General features: G+C 37.3%; 14 protein-coding genes. 7 read left to right on the top strand and 7 right to left on the bottom strand.

All coding sequences use genetic code 11. The features are described from left to right. Window positions 1-3: 3 nt before the first annotated feature. From LMF32_RS02895 to LMF32_RS02885, 3 genes are all read left to right on the top strand, one after another. Window positions 4-786 carry a flagellar hook basal-body protein gene (locus LMF32_RS02895; RefSeq protein WP_230523797.1) on the top strand — a complete coding sequence of 261 codons (783 nt, stop codon included), beginning with the start codon at window positions 4-6 and terminating at the stop codon, window positions 784-786. Window positions 787-933: 147 nt separating this feature from the next. Further along, window positions 934-1,164 carry an excisionase family DNA-binding protein gene (locus LMF32_RS02890; protein WP_230523796.1) on the top strand — a complete coding sequence of 77 codons (231 nt, stop codon included), beginning with the start codon at window positions 934-936 and terminating at the stop codon, window positions 1,162-1,164. A gap of 22 nt (window positions 1,165-1,186) precedes the next feature. After that, on the top strand, window positions 1,187-1,678 hold the full coding sequence (locus LMF32_RS02885) for a hypothetical protein (protein WP_188203951.1): 492 nt from the start codon (window positions 1,187-1,189) through the stop codon (window positions 1,676-1,678). A 48-nt stretch (window positions 1,679-1,726) separates the two neighbouring features. On the opposite strand, the gene LMF32_RS02880 is transcribed toward LMF32_RS02885, so the two are convergent. Then, window positions 1,727-2,329 carry a 50S ribosomal protein L25 gene (locus LMF32_RS02880; protein WP_230523795.1) on the bottom strand — a complete coding sequence of 201 codons (603 nt, stop codon included), beginning with the start codon at window positions 2,327-2,329 and terminating at the stop codon, window positions 1,727-1,729. A 677-nt stretch (window positions 2,330-3,006) separates the two neighbouring features. Here LMF32_RS02880 and LMF32_RS02875 point away from each other — a divergent pair. After that, window positions 3,007-3,795, top strand: a complete 789-nt coding sequence (locus LMF32_RS02875) for a 3D domain-containing protein (protein ID WP_092479117.1) — start codon at window positions 3,007-3,009, stop codon at window positions 3,793-3,795. Here the strand turns inward: LMF32_RS02875 and LMF32_RS02870 are convergent. The 4 genes from LMF32_RS02870 to LMF32_RS02855 form a co-directional block, all read right to left on the bottom strand. Next, on the bottom strand, window positions 3,772-3,948 hold the full coding sequence (locus LMF32_RS02870) for a hypothetical protein (RefSeq protein WP_230523794.1): 177 nt from the start codon (window positions 3,946-3,948) through the stop codon (window positions 3,772-3,774). The two genes, LMF32_RS02875 and LMF32_RS02870, sit on opposite strands and share 24 nt — an antisense overlap. 84 nt (window positions 3,949-4,032) lie before the next feature. After that, entirely contained in the window at window positions 4,033-4,326 is a 294-nt protein-coding gene (locus LMF32_RS02865) for a hypothetical protein (protein ID WP_188203950.1), read from the bottom strand. A gap of 134 nt (window positions 4,327-4,460) precedes the next feature. Continuing rightward, window positions 4,461-5,915: a UDP-N-acetylmuramoyl-L-alanyl-D-glutamate--2,6-diaminopimelate ligase gene (locus LMF32_RS02860; RefSeq protein ID WP_230523793.1), complete on the bottom strand. Its 1,455-nt coding sequence runs from the start codon at window positions 5,913-5,915 to the stop codon at window positions 4,461-4,463. 264 nt (window positions 5,916-6,179) lie between these two features. Next, window positions 6,180-7,514, bottom strand: coding sequence for a CHAD domain-containing protein (locus LMF32_RS02855; RefSeq protein WP_230523792.1), 1,335 nt, complete (start codon window positions 7,512-7,514; stop codon window positions 6,180-6,182). A gap of 253 nt (window positions 7,515-7,767) precedes the next feature. Between LMF32_RS02855 and LMF32_RS02850 the strand changes: the two genes are divergently transcribed. Beyond that, window positions 7,768-9,009, top strand: a complete 1,242-nt coding sequence (locus tag LMF32_RS02850) for a dicarboxylate/amino acid:cation symporter (protein ID WP_092479125.1) — start codon at window positions 7,768-7,770, stop codon at window positions 9,007-9,009. Between the two features lie 96 nt (window positions 9,010-9,105). Here LMF32_RS02850 and LMF32_RS02845 read toward each other — a convergent pair whose 3' ends face one another. Both LMF32_RS02845 and LMF32_RS02840 read right to left on the bottom strand, forming a co-directional pair. After that, a complete protein-coding gene (locus LMF32_RS02845) occupies window positions 9,106-10,650 on the bottom strand; it encodes an AbgT family transporter (protein ID WP_092479127.1) in 1,545 nt (514 codons plus the stop codon). A gap of 261 nt (window positions 10,651-10,911) precedes the next feature. After that, entirely contained in the window at window positions 10,912-11,742 is an 831-nt protein-coding gene (locus LMF32_RS02840; protein WP_177192455.1) for an AraC family transcriptional regulator, read from the bottom strand. A gap of 653 nt (window positions 11,743-12,395) precedes the next feature. Here LMF32_RS02840 and LMF32_RS02835 point away from each other — a divergent pair. Together LMF32_RS02835 and LMF32_RS02830 are read left to right on the top strand one after the other, a co-directional pair. Further along, the gene (locus tag LMF32_RS02835; RefSeq protein WP_230523791.1) at window positions 12,396-14,156 is read left to right on the top strand and encodes an ABC transporter ATP-binding protein; all 1,761 of its coding nucleotides are present in this window, start codon (window positions 12,396-12,398) and stop codon (window positions 14,154-14,156) included. Then, window positions 14,143-15,924 carry an ABC transporter ATP-binding protein gene (locus LMF32_RS02830; protein ID WP_230523790.1) on the top strand — a complete coding sequence of 594 codons (1,782 nt, stop codon included), beginning with the start codon at window positions 14,143-14,145 and terminating at the stop codon, window positions 15,922-15,924. Before LMF32_RS02835 ends, LMF32_RS02830 begins: the two co-directional genes overlap by 14 nt. Window positions 15,925-16,073 lie beyond the last annotated feature (149 nt).

Genomic DNA, 16,073 nt, shown 5'->3' with positions numbered 1-16,073 from the left:
AAAATGAGTATTTCTTTAAGCACAAGCAGAAGCGGAATCCATGCACATCAAAAAGCTATGGATGCTATTGCTAATGACATTTCAAATGTCAATACAACTGGATACAAATCAAAGCAAGTCAATTTCCGTGAATTGATGACCAATCAATTGGTAGAAGACAAATTGCTTTTATCCGATAATGCAGAAGGCGGAGAAATCGGCGTAGGGTCATTAAGCGGAGTAACAACTTCGAATTTCAAACAAGGATCTTTGACTGAGAGCCAAGGGGAGTTTCACATGGCTGTTGCTGGAAACGGCTTTTTTGGAGTCACAGATGCTGCTGGACAGTTTTACCTGACTCGTGATGGCGGATTCCAACTGAATGCTGACGGAACGCTGACAAATGGGAACAATGAATCGTTGTCGATCAATACGACGGTGCCGGTTGATCAATGGCCTGCCGGAAATGTTGCCATACAAGATTCAGGAGCTGTTATGATCTTAGATGACAATGGAAACCAAACCCAAGTAGCTACTATTCCATTGTTTTATCCGAGTGTAGCTGATGCTTTGCAACCTGCAGGAGGAAACAAGTATCAAGTACCAGCCGGAATCGAATTAATGACTTCAAATGGCGACAATGATGCTTTTGGTAGTATCAAGCAAGGTTACTTAGAGAGTTCCAATGTAGATTTGGCAACGACTTTTACGGATATGATCGTCACGCAACGAGCTTATTCATTGAATTTAAAAGCCGCTCAAAGTACAGATGAAATTATGGGAATGATCAATAACTTTAAGCAATAAAATCGAAGAATCAACTGTTTTTATTTAAAAACAACCGCTCAAGTCATTACGATGGGGCGGCTGTTTTTTTGTTACATAAAATAGTTCTTTTCAGCTTCTGACATTTAAGCTATGATGGAAGAGAAAAAGCGAGGGATCGATGATAGTATGTATTTAACAATAGAAAAAACCGCTGAATATTTGAATGTGCCTATCAGTGAAGTCTATCGATTGATTCGGGAAAAACAAGTACGGACAATCCAAGTAAATGACGAGTTGTTGCTGAATAAGGAACAATTCAACTTATTCATGAAAGAAATGGAAAAACAAAAAGAAGCGCTGGAAGAGTATTTGAATACACCTATTCCAGAAGATATCGATATTAAGGATGAAGATTGATTTTTATAAGGATGTGACACTTATGAGCAATTATCAATTCATTGCCAGTACGATTGAACTGCCTGAAATTGAGAATCCGCATGTCCATTTGTATTCTATTAATGAAGCTTTAGCGAACGGACTCTCGATAGAGGAAAGTATTTTGGAGATGGATATTGATCCTGACGAACCTGAAGTGCTGCTTTGGTTCGAAAGCGAAGAGTTGTTAGGAGAGATTACAGTGCAAAAAGAGGAAGATGGCTATTATTCTGATCCGTATACTCAATTGCCTTATCGGTATACTTTCGAATGGGGCAGATACACACAAAAAAGAGCGGAAGAAATCATCACTTTTTTGAATCAACATATGCAATCAGGAAGCATAGTAGAGCTTTGGGATACGTGGATGGATGATATTGAAGAACCTGTAGTAAAGATATTATCTCTTGATCATGTTACTCCACAACATATTCAAGCGATATTTGGCAACACAGAGTACGAGAAACCGACAGTTTTGTCCATACAAAAAAGCTGAAACAAACAGTTTTGAACTGCTTATTTCAGCTTTTTAAATGTTTAACGATTATTTAGCTTTATCTTCACCGATAACTTCTGGATCAGCAGCATCTTCTTCAGGCTCTTCTTCTACACGAGGAGCTGAAACTGTTGCGATCAACGTATCAGGTTCTTCCACAATTTCTACATCTGGAAGTTGTTCTAAGTCAGCAACCGTTAATGTGTCACCAATTTCTAAACTTCCTGCATCCACTGTATATTCTTCAGGCACCTTGTCAGCTACTGTTTCAACAGAAACTTCATAAAGGGCTTGTTCTAATACCCCAATTTTTACATTTTCTGTATTTTCTAAAACCACAGGAACAAAGACCGTTAATTTTTGTCCAGGTTTTAATGTTTGCATACTTACATGTAAAATTTGATTTTTTAATGAATGACGTTGAACTTCTTTAATGTAAACTTGAAGTTTTTTGCCGTCTTCCATGGTAACGTCAAAGATTGCACTATCTCCTTGAGTTTTTAAAACTTCACGGATTTCTTTTTCATTTAAGAGTACAGAAATCGAGCCTTCTTCTTTCCCGTAAATCACGCCTGGGATGTTTTCTGCACGACGATCCTTGTGTGATGCGCCTGTACCGACTGATTCTCTTTTCATAGCTTTGATGTTCATATTACTATTCCCCCTTAAGATAATTACCTTAACATCAATGATACCCCAAATAGAATGGAAATGAAAGCGATATGACTTTTTGGAGCTTTATGTAAAATAAAGCATGGCTCTATTAAGCAAATAAAATGAAACAAATTGGATTGCTTTTAGAGATAGGTAAATTTATTACTTAATACTATAGAAGAAAGACATTAATGAGAGAGATTTTTACTCACAAGAAAGAGACGAAAAACTAAATTTGTGTGTAAATGACAATATAGTTGGAACAGATCAGCCGAAATACTAGTCGATAGTAAAATAGCGAACGTTTGTTTTATGAGACAGCTTACAACATCGTTTTTGAGCTGATATAAACTATAAAAGTTGGAAATAGTGCATTTTGAGCATGAATAACGAATAATTACAAAATGTTGCTATAACATGTTGTATTTTACGTAAAGTTTGATTTTGTCATACTTCTGCAATGAACACTTACTTTTAATACAAAAGCAATAAAGAACCATAACAAAAGCTCTTTTTAACAGACTTCTCTTTCGAATCATGGTACTATTCATTTCGTGGCAAAGGAACACTTAATAGAACACTTTAAGAAACACATGAAGGCTATTAAAAATACAAAGAGGTTCTTTTGGAAATGTGGAAGAAAATAAGCATTTGGAATAGAGAGGGAGAAAATAATGAGAAACATAAAGTCAAAATTAGTAGCTGCAGGATCAACTTTAGCAATGGTAGGACTATTCTCAGTAGCTAACCCGTCAGAAGCATCAGCAAACGAATATAACGCTAATTCATGGCAAGCACGTACTGTAGCAGAGGTCAAAGAGGATATCCAAAGTGATGAAACAGGATCAAAATATACTTTCCAATGGGGAGATACATTATCAAGCATCGCTTTAGCAACAGATATTTCTGTAGATTCATTAGTGAAAATCAATGATATCAGCAACGCAGATGTGATTATTGCTGGAAATTCGATTCATTTATCAAGTGATCATTCAGTTGTAACGGTAGAAAACAACAACGAAGTGAAAACTTATAATGTAAGTGAAGAAGAAGTGAAAGAAGTAGAAACGCCAAAAGAAACAAAAGAACAACTAGCTAAAGAAGAAGTTACAGAAGAAGCTGTTGAGACAAAAGCACCAGCTGCTGAAACAACTCAACCGGCTGCAGAAGAAAAATCTGGTGAATGGGTTACTGTAGAAGCTACGGCTTATTCAACAAATCAACCAGAATTAAGTGATACAACGTATACTGGAATCAATTTGAATGAAAATCCAAATGTTATCGCTGTTGACCCAAGTGTTATTCCATTAGGTTCAACGGTATATGTACCAGGATATGGAACATTTATTGCTGGAGATACTGGTAGTGCAATCAAAGGACACCGTATTGATGTCCACATGACTGATTTAAATGCTGCATTACAATTTGGAAGAAAAACATTAGACGTTCAAATTTTGAACTAATAAATGGACAAAATCTGAAAAATTAAAAGAAGAAGGAGCTGGGAAATAATTCCCAGCTCCTTCTTCTTTTACGAATATTGGTTTCGTAAACGCGCTCAAAAAGGCAGCCCCGACATCCACTTCACGAATAATGCTCGAATGGTCTACGACCATCCTGTGCTTATTCGCTCCAGTGATTCGGGCTAAATGCCTTTTTTCCCACTCTCTTCTTTTTTGTTTGAAGATGAGATGAAGGGATTAATACAGCACTCTGATATAGACGATTGTTGCTCCTAAAGCTGCTCCAACAATAAAATAAAGCAGCATCTGTAAAAGCAAGTACCAATCTATTTGATTAGGAGAGCTGTTTTTCTTTTTTTGAGTTGTTTTATTCGTTTCTTCTCGTCGAGATAAGATCAAATATCCCAAACCAACGATGATACCTACAACAGATAATAGAGATTGTGAGACTTCAGGGCGCAGATACCCCATGACCAAGCCCACTAAAGCCGCGAATACTAATAAAGCGTAACGTCTCATCTTATTGGACATACTTCAAACTCCTTCGAGGAATATATTTTTCGTTTATTTTACCATAAAGAATTCCCATCACTGTAATCATTTCATTTGAAAGATGTAAGCCGAAAAAAGAAACGAGACTTCTCAAAGACTCGTTTCTTTTTGTATTAATATTGCATCAATTTTAATTGAAGAACCGTTTCTTTATCCGAGTGAGTTCCCATTTGAAATTCTTCTTTATACGATTCCGGCCCTTTTCCTGTCAAGATAACGTAATCACCAGGTTGAGCTATTTTTTGAGCTTCTTGAATCGCGATGGTTCGATCCATAATGATATCTATGTGATCCTCTAGCTGAGCTTCTTCAACCAATGTTTCGTAAGTCTGTTTCATTTCCTCTTCATATGTCCCATTTAAATCATCCGTAGTTAAAATAGTGTAATCACTTAATCTATGAGAAGTTTGAAGCATCGGAACACGTTTTGTACTATCCCTATTTCCGCGGAAACCAAATATATGGATGATCTTATTTGCTTTGCATTCTCTAATCGAGTCTATGCAATACTGCAATGCCAAGTCTGTATGTGCATAGTCGCTGATGTAATGAACTCCATCAATTATGGCGAGTGTTTCAAATCTGCCTGGAATTCCAGCGAAATCCTTAAGGCTATCGTTAATATGGTCAATAGTGTAGCCCATATCTACAATTACTCCACTAGCCATAGCTAAGTTGTACACATTGTGCATACCGATCAAAGTAGAATAAATAGTTTCGACTGAACCTTCCGTATCTACTTGAATATCTTTGCCTTTTTTTGATAAGAGTTTAAAAGTGGCTTTTTCGTCATGGCCGATAGTGATAGTTTCGACATTTTTAGCCAGTAACCGTTGAGCTAGATGCTGTCCCCAAGTATCATCAATATTGATGACGGCTTTTCCGTCTGGTTTTAATTTATCAAATAACAAAGCCTTAGCTTCAAAGTATTCTTCCATCGTATGGTGATAATCTAAATGATCGTGCTGCAAATTGGTAAATAAAGCATAATCAAACGTTATTCCTTCTAAACGATATTGAGTTAATCCATGAGAAGAGACTTCTACGATAACTACTTGGTCTGTTGATTGAGCCATCATTTGATGAATGAGCAATGCGCTGGGGGTAGTGTTCAGGGATTTAGATGTCTGTCCATTGATCACATATTCTATCGTGCCGATCAACGAAGTAGAATAACCCGCTTTTTCCAATAAATGCTTCAATAAGTAACAGGTCGTTGTTTTACCATTCGTACCAGTCACCCCGATAACGATTTTATTATCAGAAGCATTTCCGTAAAAAGTCTTGCACAATTGTCCAAGCATTTTTCGGCTGTTTTTTGTGAGGACATAAGGAGTATCCCCGATATTGGGTTGAACTGTTTCGCCAATGATCAATGATGCGCCATTTTTTGCAGCGTCTCTTATATAATCATGTCCATCAAATTGGTAACCTTTGATAGCTACAAAGAGCATCCCTGGTTTTACATTTCTTGAATCATCCGTTATACCCGTAACCTCCATTTCAAGATCTACTCCTGAAAATTCAGATAAAGAAGAGAAGGATTCAATTAGTTGTTTTAATTTCATTGTAAAAGTTGCCTCCTTCTATAAGACAATCCATATAGGATAAACGGTCTTTTGTTGTAAGTATTCTTCTAGAAGAACTGAAGAAGATGTATGTCTTATATTCAAGTATAATTGAATCATTAAACCATATCATTAAAAAAGCTTAATATAAATAATGTTATTCGTAAAAAGGAAAGAGGCATGTATTTCTTGCCTCAATAGAGATGATAAGTAAAGCGAATAAAAATAGAAAAAATACATGAGTATTTGGTAAGAGGAGAAACACTAGATGAGGTCTGTAGAGTTTTCTTGAAGGTGCATCAACTCTGAATCTAGTTGCTTTGTTTCATAATCGATTAAAGTCAGCAAATCTTTTTCCAGCCATTCCGGTAGTTCTTGATGCATGAAAGAATGAAGAGCTAGAATATTTTCATGAAAATCTGTAGCAGGGCTCAACTTTTTTTGAAGTATTTTTGCAAATTTTTGTTTTTTCTTCAACGCTTTCTTGTTTTGTTCAGAAAGAGAGGCAAAATTTTTGAGCACATAACGATAATGTTTAGCTTTTAGGCGAACATGATGGACTGCTTCTATATCCGTATAATCGAGTTGGTTAATTTTTTCTGCAACCTTTTTGTGTTCTTTCTTGGACCGTTTTTTTACAAATGAAGACAAGTCTTCTGTACCTAGGATCAAAGAAGCCCATTCCACAGATTCGACCCACTGGTACAAATGAGCGAAGACAAGCCGCATTTTCTTCTGGTTGCTTGAATGAATCAGTCTGCGCTGTTCTTTTAATCGCGCTTTAGAGATTAATTCTACAACCCCTTCAGGATCTTCCAGCAAATCGGGTTCTTTGTTACAAATCAACTCGACTTCTTCTAATAAGACATCCAATTCACGCAAACGGGAAAATTGTTTGAACAATTCTTTTGCGGGATTGCGAGCGTCTTGATAAACATTGTCGGGCAATAATGGTTTGAGAAAATTCAATTCAGAACGGAATTGTCTAGTATGGACACGCAATTGATGGACGTTCTCTTTGTCATAAGGAGACGCTAGAAAAGCTTTATGAAAGCTAAGCATATTGTTTAAAGAGTTTCTTAGCAAGATAGCTAAAAGATTTGAAGGATTGTCCTTTATTACACGTAAATTTTTCAATGATTTAGATTGATGAAACCAGAGCAGTTGTGCTTCAGAAGCATTTTTTAGTTGAACGCCTGCACAAGCTCCTTTGCCAAATGGCAGCAGCGATCCCGTCAACTGTTCAACCCAAGTACTTAAAGTTGGCTCATGTCCTACAATAATGATGGTGCAATCTTTTGTTGTACTTTCGATTTCAGACAAAAGCTGATCATAATCTCCTTCAACAATAAAACCTTGTTCTATAATAGGCAGTCCACCTAATGAGCGGGAAATAATCTCAGCAGTTTCAACAGCACGTGATAGAGGACTGGACCAAATTAAAATCTCTTTCTCCATATTAATCAAGTAGTGAAGATTAGGAGCGGAATATTCCAACTTTTTTCTACCTTCAGAAGTTAGAGTACGATTAAAATCTTCTTCTACTACTTCTTTGTTTTCAGCAATCCCGTGACGAAAAAAGCATACGAATCGACTCACAGCACTCATCCTTTCTTGACGGTAAAACCATTTTAAAACAGAGGAGACATCTTTTCTAGTTTGACAACTCTATTATCGCTTCTTTAATGGTTTATTTCCACTAATAAGACATTGTTCTACCCATAAAAACACCCAATAATAGAAGAAAATCAAATAGTATAAAAATCTCCTTTAGTTTCTATTTTGAATATGATATGATGGAATTTAATTTATGAAAAAATGATTAAAATTTTAATCAGTAGGAGGAACCACAATGAAAAAAACAAAAATTGGTTTAGTGCCAAAATTAATTATTGCCATTGTTTTAGGTATTGTATTTGGGCAACTAGACGTCTTACCCGCTATTATTTTGCAGATTCCAATTACAATATCCAGTTTGTTTAGTAGTTTATTATCTTTTATAATTCCACTAATGATTATTGGTTATGTAATAGTTGGGATAGCAGATCTCACTCAAGGAGCCGGTAAACTACTTGGTGCGACTACACTTATTTCTTATGGATCAACACTAGTAGGTGGAGTAATCGCCTATACGATTGCTTCCATTGTTTTCCCAATGTTCATTACTCCAGAATTGAGTCAAAAAGTTACTGAAAGTGGAGAAGGGTTGGCAGCGTTGTTTACCATTCCTTTAGAACCAATGTTAGATGTAACTTCCGCTATTGTATTTGCTTTCTTATTTGGTATTGGTATCTCTTGGTTGAGAGGACAGAACAAAGGAGAGACGATCTATCATTTCTTTAGTGATTTTAGTGCCATTATCACGCGTATATTGAACACATTAGTTATTCCTGGATTACCTATTTATATCTTCGGAAACTTTGTAAACTTGAGTTACACTGGATCTATTCAATCTATCCTATCTGTTTTCTGGAGAGTTTTTTTGGTTGTGTTAGCTTTGCAGTTAATAGGAGTCCTAGCTTTGTTTGTCATTGCAGGTATCTACCGAAAAGAAAAACCATGGCAATTTATTAAGAACCAAGTACCAGGCTATATTACGGCTCTAGGAACACAATCTTCAGCTGCTACTATTCCTGTTAACATAGAAATTGCTCGTAAAAACGGGGTATCGCGTCAAATCAGAGAGTTTGTAGTACCTTTGTGTGCGACAATCCATTTATACGGAAGTATCACAACAGTTATTTCATGTGTAACAGCTGTTTTGATCATGTACGATATGCCTTATGATTTTCAACTGATGATGGGATTCATCTTGATACTTGGAATAGCTATGGTGGCAGCACCAGGAGCGCCAGGTGGGGCAATCATGAGTGCTCTTCCTTTTCTAACTGTCGTAGGAATTTCAGCAACTGGACCAATCGCTACTTTATTGATTTCTCTTTATTTGACGCAAGATAGTTTTGGAACTGCGGCAAATGTTTCAGGAGACAATGCGATTGCTTTGATGGTGGATAAAATCTATCATACTAAAATTTTAAAAGAAAAAAATTGGGTTCCAACTAGAGGTAAACCAATCAACAGTGAAGTTCTGTAATAATCAATAAATAGTTGCCCAGACAAAAACCCCCATCTCTACTAGTGATAGAAAACTAGTGGAGATGGGGGTTTAGTCATGTTCAATGGTCAATACTTAAAAGGTCATGTAAGAACCTGGTCCGATTGGAAGACCGCTGAAATACCAACCGATCAACATGATCAACCAAACTACTAAGAAAGACATCGAGTAAGGAAGCATGGTTGAAATCAGGGTTCCTAAACCGCTCTTTGGTTCGTAACGTTTCATAAAGACTAATACCATAGCAAAGTAACTCATTAAAGGAGTAATAATGTTGCTGGTAGAGTCGGCGATACGGTAAGCGATTTGCGTCAATTCAGGTGTTAACCCTACATTGAACAGCATAGGGATGAAGATTGGTGCCATAATAGCCCATTTCGCTGAAGCAGAACCTAAGAATAAATCTAAAAAGGCTGCTAACAGTGTGAAAGCGATGATTAATGGAATACCGGTAAATCCAACTGATTCCAAAAACTCTGCCCCATTTACTGACAAAATCATACCTAAGTTGGTATAAGAGAAGTAACTGATGAATTGAGCTGCAAAGAACGCAAGAACGATATAACCGCCCATTGAACTCATTGATTGAGTCATACCTTCGACCAAATCGTTACTGTTTTTTATTTTCCCTACTGTTTTTCCATAAACGAAACCAGGAATCACAAATAATAGGAAGATTGCAAAAATCAAACCTTGGCTTAAGAAATTGTCCATCGTCATCAACCCAGTGTCTTCGTTAAGAGCACGAAGCGGAGCATTTTCCGGAACAAGCATCAAACCAATAATAAAGACGTATACTAGTACAGATAAACCAGCTAGTTTCAAACCTTTGTGTTGAAGATCAGTTAGAGGCTCGTCATCCGGTTTGTATGAACCTTTGTATTCGCCTAACTTAGGTTCAATAACTTTCTCGGTAATAATCGTTCCAACGATCGTTAACAGGAATGTTGAAACAACCATGAAATACCAGTTCCCTGTTACAGCCATTTCATAATCAATATTGGCACTTTCTAAAGCCGCATTAGTGATACCCGTCAAAAGAGCATCTGTAGGTCCAATCACTAAGTTTGCTGAATACCCTCCAGATACCCCTGCAAAAGCAGCGGCCAAACCAGCGAGCGGATGTCTTCCAGCTCCAGCAAATACAATAGCTCCCAATGGAATAATGACAACATACCCAGCATCAGAAGCAATATTCGATACGATACCTGCGAAAACCACTACAGAAGTTAGTAATGCTGTAGGAACCGATTTGATCAGTTTTTTCAATGCATCTCCAATCAATCCAGACCATTCTGCAACTCCAACCCCAAGCATAGCTACCAATACAGTTCCTAAAGGAGCAAAACCAGTAAAGTTGGTTGTCGCGTTGTTAAAAATGAAACTCAACCCTTCACCATTAAATAGTGAGACAGCTTCAATGGTGACTTCTTCACCAAGCCGAGCATCCACAAAAGTTGCGGCTAACCCTGCACGTACTGCAATTTCTGAAATAACAATAACCATAAGTGCTAGAATAACAAATAATATTGCGGGATGTGGCAACTTATTCCCGACATTTTCAATTATCCCTAAAAAACCCTTAGACCTTTCTTTCGTAGGTCGTTCTTTCTTGCTCATTTTCTATTCCCCCGTTTATATAGTTCTCTTCGTGATATAAATAAAAGAGAAGTATTTATCGGTCCCTATTAACCGATAATTTTTATATTACAGGATTTCAAAAGGGGGGTCAATGAACTTACGTAAGTGAATAGGTCATAGCAAGTATTGTATTCGCTAACAATATTTATAAATAAAGTTTTTAAAATGTTCAGAATTTTTAAAAAAGAACCTGAATCCACCAATAGGCTAAAGTTGCCATCGGTGAATTCTGGTTCTATCTTATTCTTTTTGGAATAGTGTCGGCGACTTGCCGTAATATTTTTTGAATAATTTGCTGAAATAATAGGCGTCTTGGTAACCTACTAATTGAGACACTTGACGGATGCTGATATCTAAGTTGTCCTCAATCATTTCTTTCGCTTTTAACAAACGCAATTGGATAAGGTAGTTGATAACGGTTTCACCTGTATGTTCTTTAAAAGCTCTAGACAGCGAAGTTGGGCTTGTGTAAAAATGATCGGCGATTTGATTTAATGTCAGATCTTCCATGTAGTGATTCTCTAAGTACTGAACAACTTCTTCTATCAAGGTTAGTTTTTCTTTTTCATCCGCGGTCAATAATAAAGAACTTTCATTGACAGGCAAGATGGAAGCGTCTCTAAGCAAGAGAACAAAAAGTTTCAAAATCAACCCTTTTAATAATAGCTCGGAACCTGTTCTGAACTGTTCGCGTTCCTTGAGGATCTCATCGCAGCTGTCAAAAAAGTTCTGTCGGTTTTTTGACAAGCGGATGATAGGTTCTTTTATAGGGAAATAATCCCTTGGAAATAGATCGATCGTAAAATTACGGATTCCTATATGAATTTGCCTATTTTTCATATCAGAAGGCATATACTCATAATGACTGACTCCAGGGTTTAATAAAAGCACAGTCGGTTCTGTTAGGTGAGTCGTTTTTCCTTCTATATTATAGAAAACTTCTCCGCTGACAAGGATACTCATTTCTACGAAATCATGATGGTGGTTTTTTCCATCAAATGGTCCTTTGGAATCTGCATCAAAAATGTAAAGAATTTCTGGATTAAACGTTTTAGCATCGATTTTAAGCATCCCTTCACCCCCATACATTCTATTGACATAAAATGTAAACTCACGTGTATTATATGCTTTTTTCAAACAAATAACTATCACAATAAGAAAACTTTTGGATACAGTTAGTTCAATTATAAAGTATTTAAAAATTGAACTCAAAAAGGATGATCAAAAGTTTCCTTGAAGAATTGAGAAACGATCTTCACATGTTGAAATTCAGTTGCGTGCCTCATCTCCTCGGATAAAATCATTGCCTGTTTTGAGAATAAAGAGCATTCTCTAAACAGGCAATAGATTTTTCTGTCGGAGCTAAACGAGGCACTCCGCATGTTTATTATCAGCTGCGAGGCCTAGCAACTGTGCAAAAAAGATAAATTTTGGTTGGGATAGAAAGCATCCCAATCAAAATTTCCTATTTTTGCTTCGTTGCTGTCAAGTCCTCTCCGCATATTGGAATTCAGTTGCGGTCGTTTGACTCTCGAGAAAAATCATTCTCTTTTTTGAGAATAAAGAGCATTCTCTAAAAAGAGAATAGATTTTCTTTTCGAGTCAGAACAACGACCTCCACATGTTAGTAATTTTATCCATTGTTTTTGTTGGTTATGTCCATTTTATGCGGGGTGGTTTTGGCTTAAGATTTGGGTAAGAGATTTATTGGGGGGAGTGGGAGTATGTCTAGTTTTCGTTGGATTTGGGAGTACATTAAGCCGTACAAGGTGTATTGGTTTTGGGCGAGTTTGTGGACGGTTGTTGTAGGTTTGTTAAATGTGGTAACACCGTATATCGGAGGAATGATCGTTGATGAGGTCATCAATAAGGAGAGAGGGTCTTTATTGGTGCCGTTGTTAGTGATTATGATTGTTGCTACAGTGTTGAGGACGGTATTGCGGTACGTGTACCAAATGATGTTTGAAACGACAGGCCAGAATGTACTGTTTAAGATCAGAGAAGATTTGTACACAAAGCTGCAAGAAATGGACTTTGTTTTTTTCAATACGACTCGTGTTGGAGATATCATGGCGCGTATGACAGGGGATACGGATGCGATCCGTCATGCGGTTTCGTGGGTTTATTTTAACATTTTGGACAGTGCGATATTGTTTATTTCAGCCATCATTTTTTTAGGCGCCATTCAGTGGCGATTGATGCTCTCTATGTTGATCATCACGCCTTTCATTGGAATATTGACTATCATGTTATCTTCTCGCGCAAATGCTGCTTATTATGAAATTCGAGAAAGTTTTTCGAGATTGAACTCCATGGTAGAAGAAAATATTGGAGGAAATAAAGTCGTTAAGGCCTTCGCCAATGAAGATTACGAGACAAAAAAATTCAATAAACGAAATGAGGATTACAGAGAGCGCAATTTATTTTCTGCTGAAATCTTAAGAACCTATTTGCCGGTTTTAGAAACTTTGGCCGGTCTACTGTCTGTCATAACTATCGGATTAGGCGGGTTCTTTGTTATTAGAGGAATCATGACAGTCGGAGAATTGGTTGCTTTTAGCGGGCTGACTTGGATGCTGAATGTACCGATGCGGAGTATAGGGATGTTTATGAATGACTCCCAACGGTTTATCACAGCAACGTATAAAATCAGACAAATGTTGTCTGCTAAACCTCTGATTCCAGTGGAACAGCAAAGAAGAGAGCAACGGATTCGAGGAGAAGTGGAATTTCAGCATGTTTCTTTTGCCTTTGCTGATGACCCAGAGAACAAAGTATTGGAAGACATTTCATTGAAAGCTAGTCCTGGGCAAACTATAGGGATTTTAGGAGAAACCGGTTCAGGTAAATCAACGTTAGTAAACTTGATTTCCAGATTTTTTGATCCTACTGAAGGCAGAGTGCTGATTGATGGAGAGGATATAAAAAATTGGAACGTACGCGAATTGCGACAAAATATTTCTATCGTCATGCAAGATGTGTTTCTGTTCTCAGATACGATTCAAGAGAACATTTCTTATGGTACTCCAGAAGCTCCAATTGAAACTATTCGAGAAATGGCCAAAGTGGCTGATGCCAGTCCTTTTATTGAAAAAATGCCGGAAAAATACGGCACGTATTTGGGTGAACGAGGCAGCGGGCTTTCTGGGGGACAAAAACAGCGGCTATCATTAGCTCGCGGATTGATGAAAAATCCAGCAATTTTAATTTTAGACGACACGACTTCTGCAGTAGATATGGAAACAGAAGTGAAAATCCAAGATGCTATGAGAAAAGTCAGCCAAGAAAAAACAACTTTCATTATTGCGAACCGAATTTCTTCTGTAAAAGCTGCAGATGAAATCGTGATCTTATCTAAAGGTAGAATCGTTGAGCGCGGACGTCATAGCGACCTGCTTCAAAAACGTGGCGCGTATTACGACATTTATAGAGAACAACTTGGACAATCTGAAGTAGAGGAGGCGTTTGATGATGGCACAGAATAGGTTGGAGGAAGAACAACAACTAGGAACCAAATTCAACACCGAAAACTACACAAGAATTGCTAAATATTTACTGCCCTATAAAAGTTCCATTGCTAAAATATTTGGAGTAATCATTTTCTCCAATATCGTGCTTGTTCTCGGACCTTTCTTAACAAGTGTTGTTATCGATGAGACTATTCCGAACCAAGATGCTACACAGCTTTTGTGGATCACGATTATTTATACGTTGGCAACTATTTTGAACGGAGCCGCTATTCGTTACCGCTTATACAATATTCCTTTATTAGGACAAAATGTCTTACGAGATATGCGGTATGACTTGTTTACTCATTTACAGCGCTTATCTTTCTCATTTTACGACAGCAGACCTCACGGAAAGATCTTGACCAGAGTGGTCAACTATATCAATACGTTGAGCGATTTGCTATCAAATGGGGTCATCAATGTGTTGTCAGATATATTAAGTATTTTAGTGACATTAGTATTTATGTTTTCTTTAGACGTCACGCTTACTTTATATAGTTTCATTCTGCTGCCGATTTTATTTGTGATCACATTGGTAATAAAGAACAAACAACGGATCGCATATGATGAATTAAGTGCAGAACAAGCCAACTTAAATGCCTACATTCATGAAAGTATCGCAGGGATTAAAACAACTCAATCCTACACGCGCGAAGGAATGAACTACGAGATTTTTTCTCAGTTCAGCGACAATCAGCGAAAAGCATGGATGAGAGCTGTCCGAGTTCAATTCTTGTTGGGACCTATCGTACAAAATATCGCCACTATAACGATCGCGTTTATTTACTTCGCCGGAATCAGCGGGTTAGGCGTAAACGTTTCGACCGGTATTTTGATTGCATTTGTCGGCTACGTCAATAACTTTTGGAATCCGATCATTAACCTTGGAAACTTTTATAACTCATTAGTATCTGGATCCGTTTATTTAGAACGAATATTCGAATTGATGGACATTGAACCTAGTGTTAAAGATTCTGAAGATGCTTTTGAAATGCCGCCGGTCAAAGGCGATGTAGAATTTAGAGATGTAACTTTTGGTTACAAAGAAGGACAAACGATTTTTGAAGAATTGAATTTCCACGTCAAACCAGGAGAAACGATTGCTTTAGTGGGTCCAACAGGAGCTGGTAAATCAACGATTACCAACTTGATCAGCCGATTTTACGATGTACAAAAGGGATCGATTTTGATTGATGGGATCGATATTCGCGATGTTACATTAGACTCTTTGCGCAACCAAGTAGGTGTCATGCTGCAAGATACATTCATCTTTTCAGGTACGATTCTAGAAAATATCCGGTACGGAAAATTAGACGCCACACATGAAGAAATCGTTGAAGCCGCAAAAATCGTTCGAGCAGATGAATTTATCAGCGGAATGAAGCATGGGTATCGTACGATCGTTCAAGAAAGAGGAAGTACCTTATCAGCCGGGCAAAGGCAGTTGATTTCATTTGCCAGAACGCTATTGGCTGATCCTAAGGTATTGATTCTTGACGAAGCAACTTCAAGTATCGACACTCAAACAGAAGTCCTATTACAAGAAGGATTGGATCGATTGTTGGAAGGTCGAACTGCCTTTATTGTTGCCCATCGTTTATCAACTATTCGCAATAGTGATCGTATTTTCTATATTGGAGATAAGAGAATTCTTGAATCCGGCTGTCACGAAGAATTGATGCAGCAAAAAGGCTTGTACTACAAATTGTATCGAACACAATCTGAGTTATTGAAGAAAGTATAAAAAGCAGCTCTATAGTTGGTCTCAAAGATGAGCCGAACTATAGAGCTGTTTTTTTAGTGAACAAATGAACATCATTTTTTACCTTGTTTAATCCAGTAATCAGCGATTCCGCCCATTTTAGACAAGCTCCAAATAACGATCCCCAAACC

The sequence above is a fragment of the Desemzia sp. C1 genome (assembly GCF_020882875.1).
Taxonomy (GTDB): domain Bacteria; phylum Bacillota; class Bacilli; order Lactobacillales; family Carnobacteriaceae; genus Desemzia; species Desemzia incerta.
Note: the sequence above shows the minus strand (reverse complement) of the source record. Positions and strands in the feature narration are given on the sequence as shown.

What these genes read in the sequence shown, in the direction of transcription:
- LMF32_RS02845 (WP_092479127.1), bottom strand. Translation starts at nt 10,650, where the DNA reads ATGAGCAAGAAAGAACGACCTACGAAAGAAAGGTCTAAGGGTTTTTTA.
- LMF32_RS02895 (WP_230523797.1), top strand. Translation starts at nt 4, where the DNA reads ATGAGTATTTCTTTAAGCACAAGCAGAAGCGGAATCCATGCACATCAA.
- LMF32_RS02830 (WP_230523790.1), top strand. Translation starts at nt 14,143, where the DNA reads ATGGCACAGAATAGGTTGGAGGAAGAACAACAACTAGGAACCAAATTC.
- LMF32_RS02880 (WP_230523795.1), bottom strand. Translation starts at nt 2,329, where the DNA reads ATGAACATCAAAGCTATGAAAAGAGAATCAGTCGGTACAGGCGCATCA.
- LMF32_RS02865 (WP_188203950.1), bottom strand. Translation starts at nt 4,326, where the DNA reads ATGTCCAATAAGATGAGACGTTACGCTTTATTAGTATTCGCGGCTTTA.
- LMF32_RS02850 (WP_092479125.1), top strand. Translation starts at nt 7,768, where the DNA reads ATGAAAAAAACAAAAATTGGTTTAGTGCCAAAATTAATTATTGCCATT.
- LMF32_RS02890 (WP_230523796.1), top strand. Translation starts at nt 934, where the DNA reads ATGTATTTAACAATAGAAAAAACCGCTGAATATTTGAATGTGCCTATC.
- LMF32_RS02885 (WP_188203951.1), top strand. Translation starts at nt 1,187, where the DNA reads ATGAGCAATTATCAATTCATTGCCAGTACGATTGAACTGCCTGAAATT.
- LMF32_RS02875 (WP_092479117.1), top strand. Translation starts at nt 3,007, where the DNA reads ATGAGAAACATAAAGTCAAAATTAGTAGCTGCAGGATCAACTTTAGCA.
- LMF32_RS02870 (WP_230523794.1), bottom strand. Translation starts at nt 3,948, where the DNA reads ATGGTCGTAGACCATTCGAGCATTATTCGTGAAGTGGATGTCGGGGCT.
- LMF32_RS02860 (WP_230523793.1), bottom strand. Translation starts at nt 5,915, where the DNA reads ATGAAATTAAAACAACTAATTGAATCCTTCTCTTCTTTATCTGAATTT.
- LMF32_RS02840 (WP_177192455.1), bottom strand. Translation starts at nt 11,742, where the DNA reads ATGCTTAAAATCGATGCTAAAACGTTTAATCCAGAAATTCTTTACATT.
- LMF32_RS02835 (WP_230523791.1), top strand. Translation starts at nt 12,396, where the DNA reads ATGTCTAGTTTTCGTTGGATTTGGGAGTACATTAAGCCGTACAAGGTG.